We start from the raw sequence: 22,751 nt of genomic DNA, 5'->3' as shown, positions 1-22,751 counted from the left end.
GCTCAGCGCGGCAGCAGTTGCTGCACCCGTCCGACGAACTGCTCGGCCTGCCGGAGCAGGTCGTCGGCTCCGCGCCGGTCCACCAACCGTTCGATCCCGGCCTCGGCCGCGGCACGCACCCTCGAGCACGAGGCGAAGTACGAGGCCCACTCCTGCAGCTCCGGCGCGACCTCGGCCAGCAGCCGCCACACGTCCCGCGGCGCCCCGCGCCGCGGCCGGGGTCGCGCCCGCATCGCGAGCACCGCCGCGCCGGCCCGCAACGCCGCCAGGTAGGCGGCGGGGTAGCGGCGCATCGGATCCGGTTCACCGTGGGCCTCCGCCAACTGCTCGGCGGCCTGCCGGAGCAGGGCGAGCGCGTCCCGGGAGGGCGGCGGCACCGAGCCGTCGGCCGCACCCCCGCCGCGCGCCCGGGGCCGATGGGCCCGCGGACCCCGCTCACCCCCGCGACAGACGCCCCGGGCGGGCGGGACCGACGGTGCGGCGGGCGAGCACATCGTCCGGTCCGCCGGGACCGGCTCAGGACCGCACCCCGCGGCGTGCGGCCACAGGTCCAGCTCCATCGTCGTGCTCATCGTGGCTCCTCCATCCGTCCTGCCCGCACCCTCAGTCGTGCACCTGCACGAGGTCCCAGACCCCGGGCCCGGCCCGCATCCGGAGGACCACCTCGCGCGGCGGCTCCAGGGGCTCCTCCACCGACCGCGCCTGCACCCGCCAGCAGCTCAGCCGGTCACCGCCGATCGGCATCGGCGACGGGAACGGCCACGGCGACTCCTCGACCCACTGGTCGCGCACCCCGGTGACCAGGAACCGCTCACCACGACGCGACGGGCGCCGCTGGAACTCGACCGGCTCACCGTTCTGCCAGCGCACGTCGACGGCCGCCGGCTGCCGCGCACGGAACAATCGAGAGAAGCCACCCACTCCCACCACGCCCCTTCCCGGTCAGCGGGCCTCGGCCCCCGCTCCCCGGCATCGGTTCCGGGTCGCCCGGTGGCAGGGTGCTTCCCCCACCCTGCACCGGACGCCCGGATGTCGAACGCGCGTTCGACCTCGTCCAGTAGAACGCGTGTTCGATGCCCAGTCAAGTACGGCGGCCGGGTGGCGCGGCCGGCGGAAGCGGCCCGGCGGCGGCACGGCGGCGGCACGGCGGCGGCACGGCGGCGGCCCGGCGGCGGCACGGTCACGGCCCGGAGCTCCGGCCAGCAGCACCCGGCCCACGGCGCCGTCCGGAGCGTGATGTGATGGCTCCATGCGCCCCTGCACCCACCCCGCTGCGATCGTCGGCCCCGCGGCCCGCCGCGGTGGCCGGGGCCTGCGGTGACCGCCGCACCGGCCCGGCCACGCCTGGTCGGGCTCAGCCGCAGTGACTTCGCCGCCCGGCTGGCCGAGGCGATCGACGTCTATGTCACGGCGATGGGCTACCCGCGCTCGACCGCCCGGCAGCGGCGTTCGCTGTGGCTGGAGCACTCGTACCGCCCTGGCTGGCGTTCGGTCGGCTGGGTGGACGAGCGGGACCGGCTCGGCGGGATCGGTTACGGCTACTGGGGCGGACCCGGCCAATGGTGGTTCGAGGAGGTCCGCCGCGGGCTGCTGGCGCGCCGCGGACATCCCGATCGCGTCGGCACCGACTGGCTGACCGACTACTTCGAGCTCACCGAGCTGCACGTGCACCCGAGGGCCCAGGGGGCCGGCATCGGCGACGCGCTGCTCCGCGCGCTGGCCCGCGACGCCGGGCGCTCCCGGATGCTGCTCTCCACCCCCGAGTACGGCTCCGAGCCCCCCGGGCGGGCCTGGCGCCTGTACCGGCGGGCCGGATTCCGGGACGTACTGCGCGAACACCTGTTCACCGGTGACCCCCGTCCGTTCGCGGTGCTCGGGCGTGAGCTCCCGCTGGCCCCGTCCGCCCCGGGTCCGGCTCACCCGGGACACGGCCCGCGGTGACGCCGGGGCCACCGCGCCCGGGTGGCACGATGTCCGGCATGCCGCTCCCCCGCAGCACCACCGATCCGCGCCGGCGGCGCACGAAGGCCGCGGTCCTGCTCGCGGTGCTCACCCTGCTCGCCCTCACCGGGTGCACGCGGGTGCAGGTCGCGCTGGCCGTGCAGCCCGACGACACGGTCGACGGCACCGTCGTCATCGCGACCCCGGACGGCAGCGGCCCGGAGGTCACCGTCCCACCGGCCCTCGAGGACAAGGTCGATCTCGCCCCCTATGACGAGGACGGGTTCGTCGGCTCGAAGGCGTCGTTCGAGGGTCTGACGTTCCCCGAGGTCGCCGAACTGGCCGCGCTCGGCGGGACCGCCTCGGCCAGGGCGAACCTGGAGATGCGCCGGATCGGCGAGCGGATCGCGGTACGCGGGCGGGCCGACCTGACGACGATGCCGGTGGACCGCTCGGACGTCCGGCTCGCGATGAGCTTCCCCGGCGAGGTCGTGGAGACCGACGGCGAGGCCGACGGCGGCACGGTGACCTGGACGTTCTCCCCCGGCGAGGTCTCGCAGCTGAACGCCTCGGTGGTCTCGACCGACCCGAACGCGCCGTCCGTGCTCGGCTGGTCGCTGCTGCTCGCCGGGCTGGTGGCGGTCGCGGCGGGGGCCGTGGTGTTCCTCGCCCGGCGCGACCGCAACCCCGCGATCCGGCGCTGATCCCGGGCCGGCCCCGGACGGCGGCGGAACCGGGGACGGCTCCGCCGCCCGGCCGAGGCCTCAGGCGGTGGCCGGCAGCGCCGACCGCCCGGGGGCGGTCCGCGGGCGGGCGAGCCCGAGCCGCTCGATCAGCTCGGTGGTCGCCGTCGACCGGTTCAGCGAGTAGAAGTGGATCCCGTTCACGCCCTCGGCGATCAGCCGCTCGCAGAGCTCACCGGTCACCTCCATTCCCGCCGCGCGGAACGCCTTCGCGTCACCGCTGTACGGGGCGAGCCGCTCGACGAGCGCCTCCGGCAGCGGCGAGCCGGACAGCTCGGGCCCCTTGTGGAATGTCTTCTCCGAGGTCAGCGGCATGATCCCGGGGATGATGGGCTGATCGAACCCGGCTGCGGCGACCCGGTCGCGCAGCCGCAGGAAGCCCTCGGGCTCCAGGAACAGCTGGGTCACCGCGAACTCCGCGCCGGCCCGGAACTTCCCGACCAGACGCTCGGTGTCGGTCGCCAGGTCGGCCGAGCGGGGGTGGCCGTACGGGAAGGCGGCGACGCCGACGCAGAACGGGCCGGACCGCTTGATCAACGCCACCAGCTCGTCGGCGTACTCGAGCCCCTCCGGGTGACGGACCCACTCGCCGAGCGGGTCACCGGGCGGGTCCCCGCGCAGCGCCATGATGTTCCGCACGCCGGCCGCCGCGAGCGAGCCGATCACGTGCCGGAGCTCGTCCACCGAGTGCGACACCGCCGTCAGGTGCGCCATCGAGCACAGCGTGGTGTCGGTGGCGATCCGCTCGACGGTGCGCACGGTGCGGTCCCGGCTGGAGCCACCGGCGCCGTAGGTCACGGACACGTAGGCCGGGTCGAGGCCCTCCAGTCTGCGGATCGCCCGCCAGAGTTCCGCCTCACCCCGGTCGTCCTTGGGCGGGAAGAACTCCACCGCGAAGAAGGGGCGGTCGACGCTGATCCGTTCGGTCACCGTGGATGCAGAGGTCGTCGTCACCCGGGTGACCTTACGGTGCGATCGCCCCGCCGTGGGCCCCCGAAGCGCCGCCGGCCGCGCTGGGATCGCCCCGACGCCGTCCTCACCTGCGCTCGCCGGGTGCGTGTCGGTGGCCACCGTTAGCCTGGCGGCGTGGTCGATCCCGCTGCCCCCACGTCCGCCCCCGCCGGCTCCGGCGACATCACGACCGCCGGGCCCGCGCCGCTCGACGACGCCCTGCCCCAGCACGTCGAACGGGTGCTGGCCGGATACCTGGACCGGCGTCGCACGGACGTGCTGGGCATCGATCCGGCGGTGGCGCAGGCGGCGGACGCACTGGCCGGGTTCGTGCTCGGCGGCGGGAAGCGGCTGCGGCCCACCTTCGCCTGGTGGGGCTGGCGGGGGGCCGGGGGTGACCCGCAGGACGAGCACGCGCAGGGCGTGCTGACCGCGATCGCCGCGCTGGAGCTGGTGCAGGCCTGTGCGCTCGTGCACGACGACCTGATGGACGCCTCGTCCACCCGCCGGGGGCGACCGACGGTGCACGTCGAGTTCGCCCGCACGCACGCGTCGAACGAGTGGGCGGGGCCACCGGCCCGGTTCGGCGCCGCGGTCGCGATCCTGGTCGGCGACCTGGCGCAGGTGTGGGCCGACGACATGTTCCACTCCGCGACCCTGCCCGACGGTGCGCACGTGCGGGCCGCCGAGCCGTGGCGGGCGATGCGCACCGAGGTGCTCTCCGGCCAGTACCTCGACGTGCTGGCGCAGGCGTCGGGGGACGCGGCGGAGGCCACCGCCCTCAAGATCGACCGGTTCAAGACCGCGGCGTACACCGTGGAGCGTCCGCTGCACCTGGGTGCGGCGATCGCCGGCGCGGAGCAGGCGGTGGTGGGCTCCTACCGCCGCTACGGTGCCGACATCGGGGTCGCGTTCCAGCTGCGCGACGACCTGCTGGGCGTCTTCGGCGACCCGCGGGTGACCGGCAAACCCGCCGGTGACGACCTGCGCGAGGGCAAGCGCACCCTGTTGGTCGCCGCCGGGTTGCAGCGCGCCGAGCAGCGCGGGGACCGCGCCGCGCACGAAGTGATCACCCGCGCGCTCGGTGATCCGGGGCTCGCCGGCGAGGAGCTCGACCGGGTGCGCGCTGCCCTGTCCGAGCTGGGTGCGGTGCAGGTCGTCGAGCAGCGGATCGCCGCGCTGACCGGTTCCGCCCTGGACGCGCTGGATGCCGCCCCGGTCCTGGAGCCCGGCCGGTCCCGGCTGTTCGAGCTGGCCGAGCGGGCCACCCGGCGGGCCTGGTGAGCGGCGTGCGGACGGTGCCGGGCCGCACCGACCACGTGGTCGTCGTCGGTGCCGGGCTGGCCGGGCTCTCCACGGCGCTGCACCTGCTGGGCGCCGGACGCCGGGTGACGATCGTCGAGCGGGAGGAGTTCCCGGGCGGGCGGGCAGGCCGGCTCGACGTCACCGACGACCACGGGACGTACCTGGTCGACACCGGGCCGACCGTGCTGACGATGCCGGAGCTGCTCGAGTCCGCGTTCGCCGCGGTCGGCGAGACCATGGCCGACCGGCTCGACCTGCTGCGGCTCGACCCGGCGTACCGGGCGGAGTTCGCCGACGGGTCGGCGATCGCGGTGCACACCGACGCCGCGGCGATGGAACACGAGGTCCGCGAGACCTGCGGGCCGGATTCCGCACGGGGCTACCGGCGGCTGCGGCGCTGGCTGACCGAGCTCTACCGGGCCGAGATGGACTCGTTCATCGACGCCAACCTCGACTCACCGTTCTCCCTGGTCGGGCCGGATCTGGCCCGGCTGGTCGCACTCGGCGGGTTCGGCCGCCTCGGGCGGCGGATCGAACGCTTCCTGCCCGACGAGCGGCTCCGCCGGATCTTCTCCTTCCAGGCCCTCTACGCCGGCGTCGCGCCGCAGCGGGCGCTCGGGGCCTACGGGGTGATCGCCTACATGGACACGATCGCCGGGGTGTGGTTCCCCCGTGGCGGCATGCGCGCGATGGGCACCGCTCTGGCCGGTGCGGCGGCCGATGCGGGGGCCGAGATCCGCTACGGCCACCGGGTGACCCGCCTGGTCCGCTCCGGCGACCGCGTCACGGCGGTCCGGTCGGTGCCCGCGGGTTCCGGCGAGGAGATCGAGACCGCCTGCGACGCGGTCGTCCTCACCCCGGAGCTCCCGGTCGCCTACGACCTGCTCGGTGGTGCGCCGCGCCGTCCGGTGGGGCTGCGCTGGTCGCCGAGCGCGGTCGTCGTGCACGCCGGGATGCCCGCATCCTCCCCCGGCGTCGCACAGCACCATCACACGATCTCGTTCGGGATGTCGTGGGAGGGCACGTTCCGCGAGATCATCGACCGCGGGAACCTGATGAGCGATCCGTCGTTGCTCGTCACGCGGCCGGGGCTGAGCGACCCCGGACTGCAGCCCGCCGGCCGGGAGCTGCTCAGTGTGCTCGCCCCCTGCCCGAACACCGCCGTCGCCCCGGGCATCGACTGGGGCCGGGTCGGCCCCGCCTACGCCGAAGAACTGTTCGGTGTGCTCGTCGACCGGAACCTCGCCGACCCGGGCGTCACGCCGAGCTGGACCCGGCTGTGGACCCCGCGCGACTGGGCGGCCGCGGGGATGGCCGCCGGTACCCCGTTCTCCGCGTCGCACACGCTCGCCCAGACCGGGCCGTTCCGGCCGCGGAACCTGGTGCGTGGGGTGTCCAACGCCGTGCTCGCCGGCTGCGGCACCACCCCCGGCGTCGGGATCCCGCCGGTACTGGTCTCGGGACGGCTGGCGGCCGAACGGATCACCGGGTCGCGGCCGTCCGACCGGGCCGGTCGCGGTGCGGGGTCGCGGGTCGGCCGCTGATCGCCACGTGGGACGATTCCGGCCACGATGACCGCCCAGCCCTCGCCCCCGATCCCCCGCCCGGCGGCACCGGAGACGGTGCCCGCGGCCGCCGACCCGAGCGAGCCCCGCAGCGGGTCCCCGCGGTCCCGCCGGTCCGCGGTCGCCGCCCGCCTGGGCAGCCCGCCGCGGCCCACCGTGCTGCTCGGGCTCGCCGGCACGGTGCTCATGTTCCTCGGGGCCGCGGGCGCCGGCGGCATCCCGGTGCGCGATCCGATCCTCGGGAACTCCCCGCTCTCGTTCTGGCGGTACGGCCACGGGTCGATGATCGCCGGGATCGTCGTCTACACCGGGCTGGCGCTGATGGTGTGGGCATGGGTGCGGCTGGGCCGCGACGTCCTCGCCCACCGGGTGGGCGGACGGGCGGTGCTGACCACGGCGTGCGTCTGGATGATCCCGATGCTGGTCACACCACCGCTGTTCACCAGGGACCCGTACAGCTATCTCGCCCAGGGTGCCCTGCCGCTGGCCGGCTACGACCCGTACCGGTTCGGACCGGACACGATGGGCGGGATCTTCACCGACAACGTCCACTTCTTCTGGCAGGACACCCCGGCCCCCTACGGTCCGCTGTTCATCCTGCTGGCGCAGGGGATCGTGCTGCTGGTCGGCCAGAACGTCCTGCTCGGCGTGATCGCGATGCGGTTGATGCTCGTCAGCGGCCTGGTGCTGCTGATCGCCGTGCTGCCTGCACTGAGCCGGCGGCTGGGGGGCCGGCCCGCGCTCGCGCTGTGGATCGCGGTGGCGAACCCGGTGATGGTCGTGCACCTGGTCGGCGGCGTGCACAACGACCTGCTCGTCGTCGGCCTGCTCCCCCTCGCCGCGCTGCTCGCGCTGCGGGACCGGTTCGTGTGGGCGATCGTCGTCGCCTCGCTGGCGATGGCCGTCAAGGCCTCGGCCGGTCTGATCCTGCCGTTCCTGGTGCTGGTCTGGGCCGGGAAGCTCACCGGGCCGTTCTGGTCCCGGCTGGTGCGGGCCGGGCTGCCGTCGGTCGCCGTGTTCGTCGCGGTGTTCGGGGCGTGCACCTGGGCCACCGGCTACGGGCTGGGCTGGCTCCCGGCGCTCAGCGCGCCGTCGATGATCGTGAACTGGCTGTCCTGGTCCACCGGTGCCGGGCAGGCCGCGCACGCCGTCGCCGGGATGTTCGCGGACGGGCTCAACCAGCAGGCGTTCGTCGAGGTCTTCCGGGCGATCGGCGCAGGTGTGCTCGGGCTGCTCGTCGTGGCGCTCTGGTGGCTGGCGCGGGACGGCGGGACGGTCGCGATCCGGAACGCTGCGATCGCGCTGGCGCTGGCCGCCGTGCTCGCCCCGACGACGCTGCCGTGGTACCTGAGCTGGGGATTCTGCATCCTCGCGATGACCGCGTGGAGCGCACGCGGGCTGCAGTGGATCGTCTTCGGCTCCGTCTGGTTGATGATCGTCTACTTCCCGGACGGGGAGACGGCCCTCTACGCGCCGTTCTACCTGCTGCTGTGCGCCGCCGCCGGCGTGCTGGCCGCAGTCTCGCTGCTCCGACCGGACCCGCTCGGCCTGCGTTCCGGCCGCCGGCCGACGGCGCACGGTCCGGCGCCGACTGCCGCCGCTCCGGCCGACCTGCCCGGCTCGCCGCCGGTGCCCGACGGTGTCCGCGGCCGCGGCTGAGCGGGCGGCCCGGGCGGAACTCGACGCCGCCGGGCTGTCCGATCCGGTGCTGCGGGCCGCGTACACCGCCTGCCGCAGCCTGCACGCCGAGCACGGCCGCACCTACTACCTCGCGACCCGGTTGCTGCCGCCGGAGCGGAGGGTCGACATCCACGCCCTCTACGGGTTCGCCCGCCACGCCGACGAGATCGTCGACGATCCCGACGGCGCGGGCGGCGGCCGGCCACGGTCGCGGCTCGACGCGCTGGACGCGCAACTGGCGGCCGCGCTCGCCGGGACACCGCTGCCGGGGAGCCGGCCCGAGGTCCTCGCCGTCGCCGAGACCGCTCGCCGGCACGCGCTGGACCCGTCGTTGTTCGGTGACTTCATGGCGTCGATGCGGATGGACCTCACGGTGGACGGTTACGCCACCGACGCCGATCTGGCCGTCTACGTGCACGGTTCGGCCGCCGTGATCGGGCTGCAGACCCTGCCGGTGCTCGGGACCGTGGTGCCGCGAGCCGAGGCCGAGCCGCACGCCGCGCTGCTCGGCGTCGCCTTCCAGATGACGAACTTCCTGCGCGACGTCGGCGAGGATCTCGACCGTGGCCGCGTCTACCTCCCGGCGGACGAGCTGGCCGCGTTCGGGGTGGACCGTGATCTGCTGATCTGGTCGCGGCGCACCGGACGGGCCGACCGGCGGGTGCGGCGCGCGCTCGCCCACCTGGTCGCCCGCACCCGCGCCACCTACCGCCGCGCGGACCCCGGGATCCCGATGCTGCAGCCGGTGTCCCGCGCGTGCGTGGGCACGGCGCGCACGCTCTACTCGGGAATCCTCGACGAGATCGCCGACGCCGGCTACGACATCCTGAACCGGCGGGTCGCGGTGCCGAACCGGCGACGCGCCGCCGTCGCCCTGCCCGGCCTGGGCCGGGCGGTGCTCTCCCGGGGTGTGGAGCTCGCCCGGGAGCGGGCCGGGCGCCGGGCGCCGCTCAGAACGCCATCGCCTGGGCGCGGCGCTTGACCTCCTTGTGCCGGCCGGCGCCGATCGCCCCGATCGGCGAGCCCGGTAGCGACTCGTCCTCGGTGAACAGCCAGGTCAGGATCTCGCGGTCGTCGTAGCCGCCGTCGCGCAGCACGCTGATCGTGCCGGCGAGGCCGCGCACCACGTCGTTCCCGTCGAGGAACGCCGCGGGGACGACGATGTCGCCGCCGTCCTTCAGCGACAGGAGTTGACCTTCCCGGACCAGCTGGTGGACGCGGGACGGGGGGATCGACAGCCGGGAGGCGACCTCGGAGACGGTCAGCGTCTCCTCCGTGACGGCCGCGGGGAGGGTCTCGCTCACAGTCCGACACTGTCCCACATCGGGTCGCCACACCCCACACTCCGGCGCACGGCCCGTGTCGCGCCCGGCCCCGGCCCGCACCGGGCGGGCACGCACGGTCCCCGGGTGGGTGCCGGGCGTGCCGTACCCACCCGGACGGCGGGTAAGGGTCGCTGAAGTAGCCTTCCCGGCGTGAGCGCACCGTCCGGACCGGTCGACCCCGGCACGCCGGACGGGGCCGGCCCGGTGATGGCGGACGGCCCCGGTCCCGCCCTGCTCGACGGCCGCTACCTGGTCGGGCCGGTGCTCGCCCGAGGTGGCATGTCCACCGTCTACCACGGCACCGACACCCGTCTCGAGCGCGCGGTGGCGATCAAGGTGATGGACCCCAGGATGGCCGGGGACCACGCGTTCCGCACCCGGTTCGACCGGGAGGCGCGGCTCGCCGCCCGCATCGACCATCCGGCGGTCGTCGCGGTCTACGACCGGGGCACGGTGCCGGCCGGGCCGCTCGGTGAGCCGAGCCTGTTCGTCGTGATGGAACTGGTCGACGGCGGCACCTTGCGGGACGTGCTGCGGGCCCGCGGCGCACTCGGCCTTCCGGCGGCGGTGCGGGTGCTCGAACCGGTGCTGGCCGGTCTGGCCCGCGCGCACCGGCTCGGCATGGTGCACCGCGACGTGAAACCGGAGAACGTCCTGATCTCGTCGTCCGGTGAGGTGAAGGTCGCCGACTTCGGGCTGCTCACGGCGGCGGCCGAGGCCGGTGTCAGCCACGCCGGGATGATCCTCGGGACGATGGCCTACCTCTCTCCCGAGCAGGTCGTCTCCGGCCGCGCGGACAGCCGCAGCGACGTCTACGCCGCCGGCGTCGTGCTCTACGAGATGCTCACCGGCCGTCCGCCCTACACCGCGGACAACCCGCTGTCGGTTGCCTACCGGCACGTGAACGAGGACGTCCCGCCGCCGTCGGCGTCCACCCCCGGCCTGCCGCCCGCGGTGGACGCGCTCGTCGCGCGGGCGACCGCCCGCGACCCCGAGGACCGCCCGGTCGACGCCGAGCACTTCCGCCGGGAGCTCCTGGAGGTCGCCGAGCGGCTCGGGCTGCCCCGGGCCGGGGTGCCGCGGCCGCCGGGGCCGCCGGCGATCGACGAGGGTGCGACCCTCCCGGCCGGGCCGCGGCGGCACCGGCCGACCGGCGTGCAGCCGCGCGGCCCCGGGGGGACCCGGGCTCATGCGCTGCTCGGGGCGCACGGCACCGCTGTCGCCCCGGCGGGCGAGCCGGAGGCGCTGTCCCGGGCCGATCTGCGCGCGGACCGGCGCCGCAGCCGCCGGATCTTCACGTTGTGGATGGTGCTGCTGGTGCTGCTCGCGGCGCTGGCCGGCACCGGGGCGTGGTGGCTCGGCTCGGGCCGCTGGACGACGATGCCCGCCGTCACCGGTCTCGACCGGGACCGGGCGACCGCGCTGATCGCCGAGGCCGACCTGACCCCGTCGATCACCGAGCGGGCCGACGACGACATCGCGGCCGATCTGGTCGCCTCGGTCGACCCGGCACCGGAGACCCGGGTGCTGCGCGGGTCGGCGGTCACCCTCGTCGTGTCGACCGGGCGTCCGGCCGTGCCGGACGTGCCGGCCGGCAGCGCCGTGGAGACCGCCGAGGAGGCGGTGCGTCAGGCCGGGCTGACCCCGGTGCGGTCGACGGCTGCCGAGGAGTTCAACGCGGAGGTCCCGAGCGGGGCGGTGATCCGGACCGATCCGGCGGCCGGGGCCCGCCTCCCGGGCGGCACGGCGGTCACCCTGGTGATCAGCCGCGGCCCGGAGCCGGCGCCGCCACGTCCCCCGCCGCCGAGCGACGAGGACCAGGATGCGACCTCGGTGCCGTTCGTGATCGGCATGCGCGCCGACGACGCCGAGGAACTGCTGGAGTCGCAGGGCTTCGACGTCGACATCGACCGCAGCTTCCCGTTCGGCCGCCGGGACGGGCGCGTCGTCGGTCAGGATCCGTCGGCGGGCGACGCCGAGCCCGGTGACACCATCACCCTGACCGTCCTCTGAACCCCGCCCGGCAGCACCACCGGTGATCAGGTCAGGACGAGCACCGGCACGGCCGGTGCTCCCGCGCCGTACCCGACCGCCCCGCGCATCGCGGTGCCGCTGCTGCGACGGCTGTCCGGGCCCGCCGGTCCAGGATCGCCGCGAACGCCGCCAGCACCAGGTGGACGGTCATCCCCCAGAGAGCCCGGACGGACGGACCGGACGAGAAGGCCGGTAGGACTACGCATCCACCGGGCGTCGCGCCGCTCAGCCGCGCAGCATCTCGGCGACCAGGAAGGCCAGCTCCAGGCTCTGCTGGGTGTTGAGCCGCGGATCGCAGGCCGTCTCGTAGCGGCCCGCCAGATCGGTGTCGGAGATCCGCTGCGCACCGCCCAGGCACTCGGTGACGTCCTCCCCGGTGACCTCGACGTGGATGCCACCCGGGTGCGTACCCAGCGAGCGGTGCACCTCGAAGAAGCCCTGCACCTCGTCGACGATCCGGTCGAAGTGCCGGGTCTTGTACCCGGTGGACGCCTCGTGCGTGTTGCCGTGCATCGGGTCGCACTGCCAGATGACCTTGTGCCCGGACGCGGTGACCTTCTCGACGATCGCCGGCAGCACGTCACGGACCTTGTCGTTGCCCATCCGGGAGATCAGCGACAGCCGGCCGGCCCGGTTGTGCGGGTCGAGCCGCTCCACGTACTCGACGGCCTGGTCGGGCGTCGTCGTCGGACCGATCTTCATCCCGATGGGGTTCGCCAGGAGCTCCGCGAAGGCGACGTGGGCGCCGTCGAGCTGGCGGGTGCGCTCACCGATCCAGAGGAAGTGCGTGGACAGGTCGTAGAGCTTGGGGGCTTCCCCGCCGGTCTGGTCGCGCTCCAGGTCCAGCCGCAGCATCGCGCGCTCGTAGTCGAGCAGCAGCGCCTCGTGGCTGGCGTAGAACTCCACCTGGTGCAGGTTGTGGTCGCGCACCCCGCAGGCGTCCATGAACCGCACCGCTCGGTCGATCTCGGCCGCGACCGCCTCGTACCGGACACCGGCCGCGGAGGTGCGGACGAAGTCCTTGTTCCAGTCGTGCACCTTCGTCAGGTCCGCCATGCCGGTCGCGGTGAGCCCACGGACCAGGTTCATCGCGGCCGAGGCGTTGGCGTAGGCGCGGATCATCCGGGACGGGTCCGGGATGCGGCCCACCGGGTCCGGGGCGAGCCCGTTGACGATGTCGCCGCGGTAGGACGGCAAGCCGGCCGCGTCGACCGGGGAGCTGCGCGGCTTGGCGTACTGACCGGCGATCCGGCCGACCTTCACGACCGGCATCGATGCGCCGTAGGTGAGGACGACGGCCATCTGCAGCAGCGTCCGGATCGTCGCCCGGATGTGCGGTTCGGTGTTGTCGACGAAGGTCTCGGCGCAGTCACCGCCCTGCAGCAGGAACGCCTCCCCGTTGGCCACGTCGGCGAGCCGCGACTGCAGCCGGTCGACCTCGGGTGGGAGCACGACCGGCGGGACCGACTCCAGGACCTTCCGGACCTCGCCCACCCGCGACGGCTCGGGCCACTCGGGCTGCTGCTGGGCTGGGCGGGAGAGGGCGTCGTCCAGCGCGGAGCGCAGGTCCGCGGGCAGCGGCGGCAGCTCCGGGAGGACGTCGATCGGCGCGTCGACGGACCAGTTCACGACATCCAGACTAGGCCCGGGCGATCGGGCTCGGCGCCCCGGCCCCCGCGGCGAGCGTCTCGGCGATGACCTCCCACCGGCGCAGGTTGTGCCGGGCGTCGGCCAGCGCGTCGTGCGCATCCGGCGGCGGCGGCGGCAGGGTGGGCTTCCCCGCGTCCTCCCAGCGCTGGCGCAGCTCGCGGGTGAAGCGGGGCATGGGCCGGGGCAGTGCTGGCATCGCGCCCCAGAGCTGGCAGAGCGCGACATGGTCGTACGCGGCGATCCAGGCCCACAGCTCGATCTCACCCGGCGCGGAGGTGCAGAACTCCAGCAGCTCCTCGCGGATGCGGGCCCGCGACATCCAGGCCCGGTCGGCCGGCGACGGCAGCTTCGGCAGCACGTTCGCGCGGACCCACTTCCCGGCCCGGCCCGGATCGAACTCGGTGGACACGGCGTAGAACTCGCGTCCGTCCTCGCCGACGACACCGATCGACACCAGGTCGATCGTGGTGCCGTCCTCGATGAACTCGCAGTCGTAGAAGAATCGCATGATGTGACCTGTGTACCCGCCGCGCTCAGCTGGCGCGGGAGTCGGGCACGTTGGCCTCCGGACGGCGGGTGCCGGGCCGGGCCGGGGCCGGGGCGGCCCCGCCGGTCGCCGCCCGTTCCTTCACCGACGCGGCGTACATGTCGACGTAGGTCTGCCCGGAGAGCTCCATCAGGTTGTACATGATCTCGTCGGTCATCGAGCGCTCGATGAACCGGTCACCGGCCATGCCCTCGTAGCGGGAGAAGTCGATCGGCTCGCCGATGATGATGCGCACCTTGCGCGGCCGCCACATCTTCGAACCGATCGGGTTGACCTTGTCCGTGCCGACCATCGCGACCGGGATCACCGGGACGCCGCCCTCGAGCGCCATCCGGGCGACACCGGTCTTGCCCTTGTAGAGCTTGCCGTCCGGGGAGCGGGTGCCCTCGGGGTAGATGCCGAGCAGCTTGCCCTCACCGAGCAGCCGTACGGCGGTGTCCATCGCGGCCCGCGCGGCGGATCCGCCGGAGCGGTCCACCGGGACCTGGCCCACTCCGGTGAAGAACAGCTTCTTGAGCCAGCCCCGGATCCCGGGCTCGGTGAAGTACTCGCGCTTGGCCAGGAACGTGACCCGCCGGGGCAGCATCAGCGGCAGGAAGAACGAGTCGGCCACGGCGAGGTGGTTGCTGGCGAGGATCGCACCCCCGTGCGCCGGCACGTTCTCGGCGCCCACGATCTCGGGTCGGCAGAGGACCCGCATCAACGGGCCGAGCAGCACGAACTTGGACCACCAGTACAGCACCCTGCGCTGCCTCCCTACGACTTCCGGGCGACAGCCTACGGAGCCCCCGGTGCTCGCCACAACGGGGCCGGCGGGCCGGGGCGGCCCGGTACAACCCGGCCCCGGGGCGTGACAGGATGTCCCGGCACGCGCCGGTGCGGCCGGGAAGGACGGGCATGGACCCAGCAGGCAGCCGGGGGGACCGACCGGAGGACGATTTCGAGTCGATCGTCGCGGGCTGGCGGGACGAGGGCTCGGTCCCCGACTGGCCCGGTGAACGCACCGAGCCGGCCGGGCCCGCCGAGCCGGTGGTGCAGCCCGGTGAGCGGCCGGTGCACCGGCCGGGCCCGGCCGCCGGGGACGAGGACGACGGCCACTACCACCCGCCGGAGCCGCCGCCGCTGCCGCGGCCGGGACCGCCTGCGGTGGTCGGCGGCGGGTTGATCGGGCTGGGGCTGGTGCTGTGCATCTCGCCGGGCCTGATCGGCGCCGGCGGAAGCTGGCCCCTCCCGCTCGGTCTCGTGCTGATGGCGGCCGGTCTCGCCTGGCTGGTGCTGCGACTGTGGACCGGTGAGCCCGGCGACGAGGGCTCCGACCCGTACGACGACGGCTCCCGGCTCTAGCGCCCCCCGGCCCGGGAGATGGTCTCCCGGGCCAGCGTCGCCGCCCCCACGACGGCGGCGGCCGGACCGAGCTGCGCGGTGCGGATCCGGGCCAGCGGCCGGTTCCCCGCTCCGGTGGCGATCCGCGCGTAGTGCTCGCGGGCCACGTCCAGGAACTGCGGCGCGGAGCCGGACACCCCGCCCGCGATCACCACCAGGTCCGGGTCGAACACGTCGGCCACCAGCGACAGCCCCTCCCCCAGCCAGTGCCCCAGCTCGGCCATCGCGGCGCGGCCGATCGGGTCGCCCTCGCGGGCCGCCGCGCCGACCCGCCTGCCGGTGATCCGGCCCGGGTCCTGCGCGGCCTCCCTGGCGAGTGCCGACGGGCCGGGCGGATGGGTACCGGAGATCAGCTCCAGGGCGGTGGCGGCCAGGGCGGTGCCGCTGCAGTAGCGCTCCCAGCAACCGCGCTTGCCGCAGGGGCAGGAGCGGCCGTCCGGCACGACGCGCAGGTGCCCCAGCTCGGGCGCGACGCCGTGGGCGCCGCGGTACAGCTCGCCGTCGAGCAGCAGTGCTCCGCCGATCCCGGTGCCGAGGGCGATCAGCACCGCGGCCGAGGCGCCCGCCGCGGCCCCGTAGCGGCGCTCGGCCAGCGCGGCCGAGTTGGCGTCGTGCTCCACGACGACCGGCAGCCCGCCCAGCCGGTCCGAGATCCGCCGGGCGACCGGGGCGTCCCGCCAGGACAGGTGCGGGGCGTAGCGGACCAGCCCGCGCCCGGCGTCGACGAACCCGGCCAGCGCGAGCCCGACGGCGGACACCGGGTACCTGCGGCGCAGTTCCTCCACGGCGCCGGCGATGGCGGCCTCCAGCGCGTCGTCGGTGCCGGGCGTGGGGGCCGAGACGGTGTCGAGGACGTCGCCGTCGTCACCGACGGCACCGGCCCGCACGCTGGTCCCTCCCACGTCGACCCCGACGGTGAGGGTGCGGGTCACGTCCGGTGCACCACGATCCGCTGCACGGACCGGCCACCCCCGGTCCGGCCACCGTTCTGGCCGGCGTGCCCGGCAGGCGCGGTGTAGTGCGCGGTCTGCTGCGCCGGGCCGCTCCCACCGTCCGGGGTGCGGCCGCGCCCCGGCGGCCCGGTGTCCTGCTCCAGCAGCGCCGCCAGCGCCGCCAGCACGCCCGTCGCGTGCACCGACAGCGACTCCGCCAGCTCGGACCGCTCACCGCGCAGCAGCGCGACGACGGCACAGACGGGGCACGCCGCACAGGCGCCCGGGCTGCCCGGCTCCGGGGCCCGGCCGGCCCCGGCGGCGAGCGGCTCGATCGCGCCGCGCAGCCGTTCCAGCAGGTGCAGGGCGGTCTCGCGCAGGTCGTCCGGAATGCCCGCGGCGCCGCAGCAGCCGGCGGTCACGAGGTCATCCAGGTGCCGGGATCGGGCACGAAGGTGATCACCAGCCGGGCCTGGGCACCGGTGCCCTCCAGCCGGGCACCGGTCGCCTCGCAGCGCCGCAGCACCGACGGCAGCGACACCATCCGCCGGGAGAAGCCGATGCCGACGACCATGTCGTCGCCGACCCGGGCCAGGTCCAGCGGGGCGTCCTCGGCACCGGGGAGCGCGACGTCCAGCTCGAACTCGGTGTCGGCGGACACCCCCCGGCCCGCGGTGCGACGCAGCTCCATCAGCGGGCGCGGTGCGGTCCGCTCGGGCGAACCGGCGGGGTCCCGGTCGCCGTAGATCGAGCGGGCCAGCTCGCGCAGCGACCCCACACCGGTCGGTTCGGCCGCGGTGTAGCGGACCGCCGTCACCGGCACGTCCGCGGCGAGCTGGCCCAGTTCGCGCAGCACCGCCTGCTGCTCGGTGGCCCGCTCACGCAGCCAGCGGGCCGCCGGCCCGCGCAGCGACGGCGGCGGGCCGGGCATGACCCGGTTCGCCATCAGCGCATCTACCCGCAGTTCGTGCAGGGCGAGCGCGGTCAGGGTGCGTCGGGTCTCGGCGGCGACCACCCGCTCCGGGGTGAGAACGAGCCGGATCGAGGTCCGGGAGCGGTCGGCGAGCAGTGCCCGCAGCCCGGAGAGCTGCTCGGCCAGCGCACCCAGCGCGGCGACGGTGCGCTCCCAGTCGGCGCCGTCGTTCTTCGCGCCGGCCAGGTTCGCGACCAGGCCGCGGACGGCGCGGCGGTGCGCCGGGAACAACCGCTCCAGGTAGCCCGACAGCGCCTCGGGCAGGGTGAGCAACCGCAGGGTCTCCGCGGTCGGCCCGCAGTCGACGACGACGACGTCGTACTCCCCGGAGTCGGCGAACCGCTGCACCTCGACGAGCGCGAGCAGGTCCTCCACGCCGGGCAGCACGGTCAGCTCGTCGGCGACCAGCTCGTCCACCCCGGCACCGGCCAGCATGGTCCGCAGGTGCGCCTGCAGCTCGCCCCAGGCGCCCTCCAGGAGGTGCCGGGCCTCGATGTGGGCCGCCCACAGGTTCTCCGTGACCGGGGTGGGTTCGGAGCCCAGTTCGGCGTCGAGCGCGTCACCCAGCGAGTGCGCGGGGTCGGTGGAGACCACCAGCGCGGACCGGCCGGACCCGGCGAGCAGCGCGGCAGTGGCCGCGGCCAGGGTGGTCTTGCCGACCCCGCCCTTGCCGGTGAAGAGCACGACGCGCACGCCGCGGAGCGTAACGATCGGTGCGACACCGGCTCCGGCTGACCCGCCGAAGCGGATCTCGCCACGGCTCTCAGCCCTTCTCGACGCGCCGCTTCAGGCCTTTCAGCGCGGTGTCGATGATCACCTTCTCGGCCTTGCGGCGGAGCATCCCGATCATCGGGAAGTTGACCTCGACGGACAACTCGTAGGTGACCGTCGTCCCGTCGCCCTCGGGCTCCAGCCGGTAGGCGCCGTCCTGCGCGCGCTGGATGCCGCCCTTCACCAGCGTCCACCAGACGGACAGGTCGTCGTCGGCCCAGGTGTAGTCCAGCGTGTACGAGTCCTTGATCGCGCCTGCGTCCATCGAGAACCGCACCTGGGAGGCACGGTCGCCGCTGCCCGGGTCCAGGATCTCGACCGCGGTGATCTGGTCGGTCCACTCCGGGTACGAGGCGAAGTCCGCGATCACCGACATCACCTGGTCCGGCGGGGCGGCGATGTGGATCGAGGAGGTGGTCGCGTCGGCCATGGCGGGAGGCTATCTGCGTGCTCACAGGTGAAGCACGCAGGGCTGCTCGAGTTCGCGGAAGTGGCCGACGTTGACGCAGTCCGTACGGCCGATCCGGGCGCGCCGGTGCAACGGCTGGTGGACGTGCCCGAACAGGGCGTGCGAGGGCTGCTCGGCGCGGATCCGGGCGGTCAGCGGCGCGCTGGCGATCTCGGCGCGCCGGGTGACGACGTCGTAGGTCAGCACCGGCACGTCCGGCGGGACGTGCGTGCAGAGCAGGTCGGCCGGGCCGAGCGCGTCGAGCCGGGCGGTCCACTCGTCGTGCGGCAGGAAGTACGGCTGCCACGGCCCGCCGCGGCGCGGCGCGACCCCCGGCGGGAGCGGCACGCCGCCGAGGAAGCCGATCCGGCGCCCGCCGATCTCGATCACCTGCCGGTCGGCGTGCACCACCCCGTCCACGTCGGGCCACAGCCGCGGCACGTCGACGTTGCCGGGGATCGCCCAGACCGGCACCCCGAGGCCTGCGAGCACCGCGAAGATCTCGGCGTACTGCTCGGTGACGGCGTCGACGACGGCGGCGGCCGGATCGGCGAACCGGCTCCACGAGCGTTCGAGCAGGCCCTGTATCTGGGCGCGGGGAGCCCCGATCCGGCGCATCCGGCCGAACTCCGCGGCGATCCCGGAACCGAGCAGCCGGGCGATGATCCCGTTGTCCGGGTCCCGGTAGTCGACGAACTCCAGCAGGTCGCCGAGCACCAGCAGACCGTCCGCACCGGCCGCGGCGCGGGCCAGCGCCCGGGTGTTGCCGTGGACGTCGGAGACGACGTGCAGCCGCACTCAGCGCCCCCCGTCCGGCGCGACCCCGGCGGGCCGCCCGGCCTCCAGCCGGCGCTTCAACGCGAACGCGTGCGCCTTGAACGCGCGGTGCCGCCGGTCGGACTCACCCCGGCTCCGGCGCCGACGGTTCCGCCGGGCGGGGCGGTCGGGGGTCGCGCGCAGGAAGAAGTGCAGGACCGTGCCGTCGAGCACCTCCTCGCACCAGACCTCCATGGTCCCGGTGAGCGCGCCGGTGACGGTCCACCGGATCCCGGCGGGGCCACGGTCGTGTGCGATCTCGGGGCGCAGGTCCGGCCAGTAGCCCGGCCAGCAGGCCGGGTCGGCGAACTCGGCGGCCACCCGCTCGCGGGGGACGGCCAGGAACGTCTCGTCGACGACGTCCACCGACGGCGGCGCGGCCCGCCCTGACTGCACTGGTGACGCGCTCGGCACGAACTCAGCGTGCCACCCTCCCGCCGCGGGGCCGACAGGGGTACCGTGCCGCGGTCGACACGGCCGGACGGGTCCGATCCGCATCCGTTATGCCCGAGTCGATGCACTCCGGCCCTACTTGACGGTAGGTTCGGGTCCCAGCAGGTCGGCACGTGCGTCCGCCGGCCGCACTCTGCCTGCCGAGGCCGCCAGGAGGTCGATCCCCGTGCGTGAGTACAGCGTCCCCGCCACGGTGTCCGTGGGTGCCGACGAGTCGGTCGCCGACGCCGTCTTCGACAACGCCGCGCAGCACGCCGCGGACGTCCTCTACCGCCGCAAGGGCGCCGACGGCGCGTGGACCGACATCACGGCCGCCGAGTTCGCCGAACAGGTCACCCGGGTCGCCGCCGGCCTGATCGCGGCCGGCGTCCAGGCGGGCGACCGGATCGCACTGCTGTCCCGCACCCGGTACGAGTGGACGCTGTTCGACTACGCCGTCCTCACCGCGGGCGCGGTGACCGTCCCGATCTACGAGACGTCCGCACCGGACCAGATCTCCTGGATCCTGTCCGACTCCGGTGCGGTCGGCATCGTCGTGGAGACGGCCGAGCACACGGCGTCGGTGGAGAAGATCCGGGCCGACGCACCCGCGCTCCGCCACATCTGGCAGATCGACCCCTCGGCCGCCGCGCCGGGCAGCCCGTCCGCGATCGAGCAGCTGACCGGGCTGGGTTCGGACACCCCCGACGACGTGGTGCACGAGCGCCGCAACGCGGTGCGCGCAGCCGACCTCGCCACCCTGATCTACACCTCCGGCACGACCGGACGCCCCAAGGGCTGCGAGCTGACCCACCGCAACCTGCTGACCGAGTGCCGCACGATCGCCTCGACCATCCCGGACCTGCTCGCCCACGGTGGTTCGGTGCTGCTGTTCCTGCCGCTGGCGCACGTGTTCGGCAAGGTCATCCAGTGCGGCGCGCTGACCACCCGCACCGTGGTCGGGCACAGCCCGGACGTGAAGAACCTCCTTCCCGACCTGGCCGAGTTCAGGCCGACCTTCCTGCTCGCGGTCCCTCGGGTGTTCGAGAAGGTCTACAACGGCGCACGGCTGCGGGCGCACAACGACGGCAAGGGCAAGATCTTCGATGCCGCCGCCGACACCGCGATCGCCTACTCCGAGGCGCTCGACTCCGGCGGCCCCGGGTTGGTCCTCAAGGCCAAGCACGCACTGTTCGACAAGCTGGTCTACGGCAAGCTGCGGGCCGCCGTCGGCGGGAACGTCACCGCCGCAGTGTCCGGCTCGGCCCCGCTCGGCGCCCGGCTCGGCCACTTCTTCCGCGGTATCGGCCTGCCGGTCCTGGAGGGCTACGGCCTGACCGAGACCACCGCCGGAATCACCCTGAACACCCTCGACGCCCAGCGGGTCGGTTCGGTCGGGCGTCCGGTGCCCGGTTGTGCGGTCCGGATCGCCGAGGACGGCGAGGTCCTGCTCCGCGGCGACATCGTCTTCCAGGGGTACTGGCACAACGAGGAAGCCACGAAGGCGGCCCTGGAGGACGACGGCTGGTTCCACTCCGGCGATCTCGGCGAACTCGACGACGCCGGCTTCCTCACCATCACCGGCCGCAAGAAGGAGATCATCGTCACCGCGGGCGGCAAGAACGTCGCTCCGGCGGTGCTCGAGGACCGGCTGCGGGCGCACCCGCTGGTCGGTCAGTGCATCGTGGTCGGCGACCAGAAACCGTTCATCTCGGCGCTGGTCACCATCGACCCGGAGGCGCTGCCCGGCTGGCGTGAGCGCAACGGCAAGCCGGAGGGCGCCGGCGGCTCCGCTTCCGACCTCGTCGACGATCCCGAGCTGCGCGGGGAGATCGCCGCCGCCGTCGAGGAGGCCAACCAGGCGGTGTCCCGGGCCGAGCAGATCCGCAAGTTCCGGATCCTGCCCGTCGACTTCAGCGAGGCCGGTGGCGAGCTGACGCCGACCCTGAAGGTGAAGCGCAAGGTCGTCGTCGACACGTACTCGGACGAGATCGAGGCGCTCTACTCCGGGGCCACCGCCGAGCGGAGCTGATCCGCCCGCCCGGCCAGGTGGGCGTGCAGCCGGGCCGCCGCGGCCCGGCCGCCCCAGATCCGTCGCACCCGGTCCCGCCCGGCCCGGCCCATCGCCAGGGCCCGGGCGGGATCGGCGAGCAGCTCGGCGAGCCGGTCCACCAGGGCTGCGACCTCCCGGCCCCGGACGACGTACCCGGTGACGCCCTCCTGCACCGTCTCCGGGGCGCCCCCGGAGTCACCCGCGACCACCGGGAGGCCGGTGGCCGCCGCCTCCAGCAGTGCGATCCCGAGCCCCTCGACGTCCAGCCCGCCGAGGTGGGTCCGGCAGGGCAGTGCGAACACGTCGCCCGCCGCGTGGTGCGCGGCCAGCTCCTCCGCCGGGACCCGGCCGGTGAACACGACGTGCTCGGACACCCCGTGCCGGGCGGCCAACCGGTGCAGCCGGTCGCGGTAGGGACCACCGCCCACCAGCAGCAGCCGGGTCCCGGGGACGCGGCGGCGGAGCAGCGGCAGCGCGGCGATCAGCGTGTCCTGGCCCTTGCGCGGCATCAACCGGGACACGCAGGTGACGGTCGGGCTCGCGCCGAGGCCGTACCGGCCCCGGATCTCAGCACGGGCCGCGGGATCGGGCGCGAACCGGTCGGTGTCCACCGGCGGGGGCAGCGGTTCGAGTGCGGCGTCCGGCCCGAAGGCCGCGGCGATCCGGTCCCGGGTCCAGCGGGAGACGGTGGTGACGACGTCGGCGTCGGTCCCGATCCGACGCAGCGCGTACCGGGCCCCGGGGAGCATCGACCAGCCGACCTCGTGTCCGTGCGTGCTCGCGACCACGCGGCCGATCCCGGCCCGCCGGCGCAGGTGCGGCCCGAGCAGGCCGAGCGGGGCGGCGGCGCCGAACCAGACCGTGTCGGCACCGTGTTCACGGGCGAGCCGGACGGCGCGGCGGGCGACGTCCGGGCCGGGGAGCATCAGTGTTCCCGGATGCCGGTGCACGGGGAACGGCTGGACCGCGTCGAACGCCGCCGCACCGGGCCAGTCCGGTGCGTGGACGGCGAGCTCGCCGGGCGGCAAGGCGCGGGCCAGATCGTGCAGGTAGCTCTGGATCCCACCGGTGCGCGGCGGGAAGTCGTTGGTCACCAGCAGCGTGCGGGGCACGGCCGCGACGGTATCGGGGCGCCCGCCCGGGGCACGTGCGGCCCGGGGACAGGCCGGCCGGCGGCCCCCCCGGCGGCGGCGGGGGCGCGC

At 74.8% G+C, this 22,751-nt stretch carries 23 protein-coding genes; 9 read left to right on the top strand and 14 right to left on the bottom strand.

Features of this window, described 5'->3' with window-relative positions; all coding sequences use genetic code 11:
* Positions 1-2: 2 nt before the first annotated feature.
* Both AB0J24_RS16685 and AB0J24_RS16680 read right to left on the bottom strand, forming a co-directional pair.
* A complete protein-coding gene (locus tag AB0J24_RS16685) occupies positions 3-572 on the bottom strand; it encodes an SAV_6107 family HEPN domain-containing protein (protein ID WP_358681939.1) in 570 nt (189 codons plus the stop codon).
* A gap of 31 nt (positions 573-603) precedes the next feature.
* Positions 604-903: a hypothetical protein gene (locus tag AB0J24_RS16680; protein ID WP_358681937.1), complete on the bottom strand. Its 300-nt coding sequence runs from the start codon at positions 901-903 to the stop codon at positions 604-606.
* Between the two features lie 414 nt (positions 904-1,317).
* Here AB0J24_RS16680 and AB0J24_RS16675 point away from each other — a divergent pair, with 414 nt between their 5' ends.
* Positions 1,318-1,941 (top strand): GNAT family N-acetyltransferase, encoded by a 624-nt coding sequence (locus AB0J24_RS16675; protein ID WP_358681934.1) that lies wholly within the window; start codon positions 1,318-1,320, stop codon positions 1,939-1,941.
* A 38-nt stretch (positions 1,942-1,979) separates the two neighbouring features.
* A complete protein-coding gene (locus AB0J24_RS16670) occupies positions 1,980-2,645 on the top strand; it encodes a DUF3153 domain-containing protein (RefSeq protein WP_358681931.1) in 666 nt (221 codons plus the stop codon).
* A 60-nt stretch (positions 2,646-2,705) separates the two neighbouring features.
* On the opposite strand, the gene AB0J24_RS16665 is transcribed toward AB0J24_RS16670, so the two are convergent.
* Positions 2,706-3,638: a methylenetetrahydrofolate reductase gene (locus AB0J24_RS16665; RefSeq protein WP_358681928.1), complete on the bottom strand. Its 933-nt coding sequence runs from the start codon at positions 3,636-3,638 to the stop codon at positions 2,706-2,708.
* 252 nt (positions 3,639-3,890) lie between these two features.
* Here AB0J24_RS16665 and AB0J24_RS16660 point away from each other — a divergent pair, with 252 nt between their 5' ends.
* From AB0J24_RS16660 to AB0J24_RS16645, 4 genes are read left to right on the top strand one after another with little or no spacing between them, the layout of a single operon-like run.
* Complete coding sequence (locus AB0J24_RS16660; protein WP_358682008.1) at positions 3,891-4,919, top strand: polyprenyl synthetase family protein; 1,029 nt, start codon at positions 3,891-3,893, stop codon at positions 4,917-4,919.
* A 5-nt stretch (positions 4,920-4,924) separates the two neighbouring features.
* On the top strand, positions 4,925-6,484 hold the full coding sequence (gene crtI, locus AB0J24_RS16655; protein WP_358682005.1) for a phytoene desaturase family protein: 1,560 nt from the start codon (positions 4,925-4,927) through the stop codon (positions 6,482-6,484).
* 27 nt (positions 6,485-6,511) lie between these two features.
* The gene (gene mptB / locus AB0J24_RS16650; RefSeq protein WP_358681926.1) at positions 6,512-8,164 is read left to right on the top strand and encodes a polyprenol phosphomannose-dependent alpha 1,6 mannosyltransferase MptB; all 1,653 of its coding nucleotides are present in this window, start codon (positions 6,512-6,514) and stop codon (positions 8,162-8,164) included.
* Entirely contained in the window at positions 8,145-9,167 is a 1,023-nt protein-coding gene (locus AB0J24_RS16645; protein WP_358681923.1) for a phytoene/squalene synthase family protein, read from the top strand. Before mptB ends, AB0J24_RS16645 begins: the two co-directional genes overlap by 20 nt.
* Here AB0J24_RS16645 and AB0J24_RS16640 read toward each other — a convergent pair.
* A complete protein-coding gene (locus AB0J24_RS16640) occupies positions 9,136-9,489 on the bottom strand; it encodes an Rv2175c family DNA-binding protein (RefSeq protein WP_358681920.1) in 354 nt (117 codons plus the stop codon). The genes AB0J24_RS16645 and AB0J24_RS16640 overlap by 32 nt on opposite strands.
* 171 nt (positions 9,490-9,660) lie before the next feature.
* Here AB0J24_RS16640 and pknB point away from each other — a divergent pair, with 171 nt between their 5' ends.
* Positions 9,661-11,523, top strand: a complete 1,863-nt coding sequence (gene pknB / locus AB0J24_RS16635; RefSeq protein WP_358681917.1) for a Stk1 family PASTA domain-containing Ser/Thr kinase — start codon at positions 9,661-9,663, stop codon at positions 11,521-11,523.
* A gap of 246 nt (positions 11,524-11,769) precedes the next feature.
* Here pknB and AB0J24_RS16630 read toward each other — a convergent pair whose 3' ends face one another.
* The 3 genes from AB0J24_RS16630 to AB0J24_RS16620 are packed head-to-tail and all read right to left on the bottom strand — an operon-like array spanning position 11,770 to position 14,483.
* Complete coding sequence (locus tag AB0J24_RS16630) at positions 11,770-13,173, bottom strand: class II 3-deoxy-7-phosphoheptulonate synthase (RefSeq protein ID WP_358681914.1); 1,404 nt, start codon at positions 13,171-13,173, stop codon at positions 11,770-11,772.
* A gap of 10 nt (positions 13,174-13,183) precedes the next feature.
* On the bottom strand, positions 13,184-13,702 hold the full coding sequence (locus tag AB0J24_RS16625; RefSeq protein WP_358681911.1) for a polyadenylate-specific 3'-exoribonuclease AS: 519 nt from the start codon (positions 13,700-13,702) through the stop codon (positions 13,184-13,186).
* 25 nt (positions 13,703-13,727) lie between these two features.
* Positions 13,728-14,483, bottom strand: a complete 756-nt coding sequence (locus AB0J24_RS16620; protein WP_358681908.1) for a lysophospholipid acyltransferase family protein — start codon at positions 14,481-14,483, stop codon at positions 13,728-13,730.
* Between the two features lie 155 nt (positions 14,484-14,638).
* On the opposite strand from AB0J24_RS16620, the gene AB0J24_RS16615 reads away from it, so the two are divergent.
* Positions 14,639-15,085, top strand: a complete 447-nt coding sequence (locus AB0J24_RS16615; protein ID WP_358681905.1) for a DUF308 domain-containing protein — start codon at positions 14,639-14,641, stop codon at positions 15,083-15,085.
* Here the strand turns inward: AB0J24_RS16615 and AB0J24_RS16610 are convergent.
* From AB0J24_RS16610 to AB0J24_RS16585, 6 genes are all read right to left on the bottom strand, one after another.
* On the bottom strand, positions 15,082-16,056 hold the full coding sequence (locus tag AB0J24_RS16610) for an ROK family protein (protein WP_358681902.1): 975 nt from the start codon (positions 16,054-16,056) through the stop codon (positions 15,082-15,084). The genes AB0J24_RS16615 and AB0J24_RS16610 overlap by 4 nt on opposite strands.
* The gene (locus AB0J24_RS16605) at positions 16,053-16,478 is read right to left on the bottom strand and encodes a hypothetical protein (protein ID WP_358681899.1); all 426 of its coding nucleotides are present in this window, start codon (positions 16,476-16,478) and stop codon (positions 16,053-16,055) included. Before AB0J24_RS16605 ends, AB0J24_RS16610 begins: the two co-directional genes overlap by 4 nt.
* The gene (locus AB0J24_RS16600) at positions 16,475-17,722 is read right to left on the bottom strand and encodes an ArsA family ATPase (protein ID WP_358681896.1); all 1,248 of its coding nucleotides are present in this window, start codon (positions 17,720-17,722) and stop codon (positions 16,475-16,477) included. The genes AB0J24_RS16605 and AB0J24_RS16600 overlap by 4 nt, the downstream gene beginning before the upstream one ends.
* Before the next feature lie 70 nt (positions 17,723-17,792).
* The gene (locus tag AB0J24_RS16595) at positions 17,793-18,230 is read right to left on the bottom strand and encodes an SRPBCC family protein (RefSeq protein ID WP_358681894.1); all 438 of its coding nucleotides are present in this window, start codon (positions 18,228-18,230) and stop codon (positions 17,793-17,795) included.
* Positions 18,231-18,251: 21 nt separating this feature from the next.
* Positions 18,252-19,046: a metallophosphoesterase gene (locus AB0J24_RS16590; protein ID WP_358681891.1), complete on the bottom strand. Its 795-nt coding sequence runs from the start codon at positions 19,044-19,046 to the stop codon at positions 18,252-18,254.
* Positions 19,047-19,460 (bottom strand): polyketide cyclase / dehydrase and lipid transport, encoded by a 414-nt coding sequence (locus AB0J24_RS16585; RefSeq protein WP_358681888.1) that lies wholly within the window; start codon positions 19,458-19,460, stop codon positions 19,047-19,049.
* 223 nt (positions 19,461-19,683) lie between these two features.
* On the opposite strand from AB0J24_RS16585, the gene AB0J24_RS16580 reads away from it, so the two are divergent.
* Positions 19,684-21,528: an AMP-dependent synthetase/ligase gene (locus AB0J24_RS16580; protein WP_358681886.1), complete on the top strand. Its 1,845-nt coding sequence runs from the start codon at positions 19,684-19,686 to the stop codon at positions 21,526-21,528.
* On the opposite strand, the gene AB0J24_RS16575 is transcribed toward AB0J24_RS16580, so the two are convergent.
* Complete coding sequence (locus AB0J24_RS16575; RefSeq protein WP_358681883.1) at positions 21,498-22,661, bottom strand: glycosyltransferase family 4 protein; 1,164 nt, start codon at positions 22,659-22,661, stop codon at positions 21,498-21,500. The genes AB0J24_RS16580 and AB0J24_RS16575 overlap by 31 nt on opposite strands.
* Positions 22,662-22,751 lie beyond the last annotated feature (90 nt).

Source organism: Pseudonocardia sp. NPDC049635 (assembly GCF_040659795.1).
Taxonomy (GTDB): domain Bacteria; phylum Actinomycetota; class Actinomycetes; order Mycobacteriales; family Pseudonocardiaceae; genus Pseudonocardia.
Note: the sequence above shows the minus strand (reverse complement) of the source record. Positions and strands in the feature narration are given on the sequence as shown.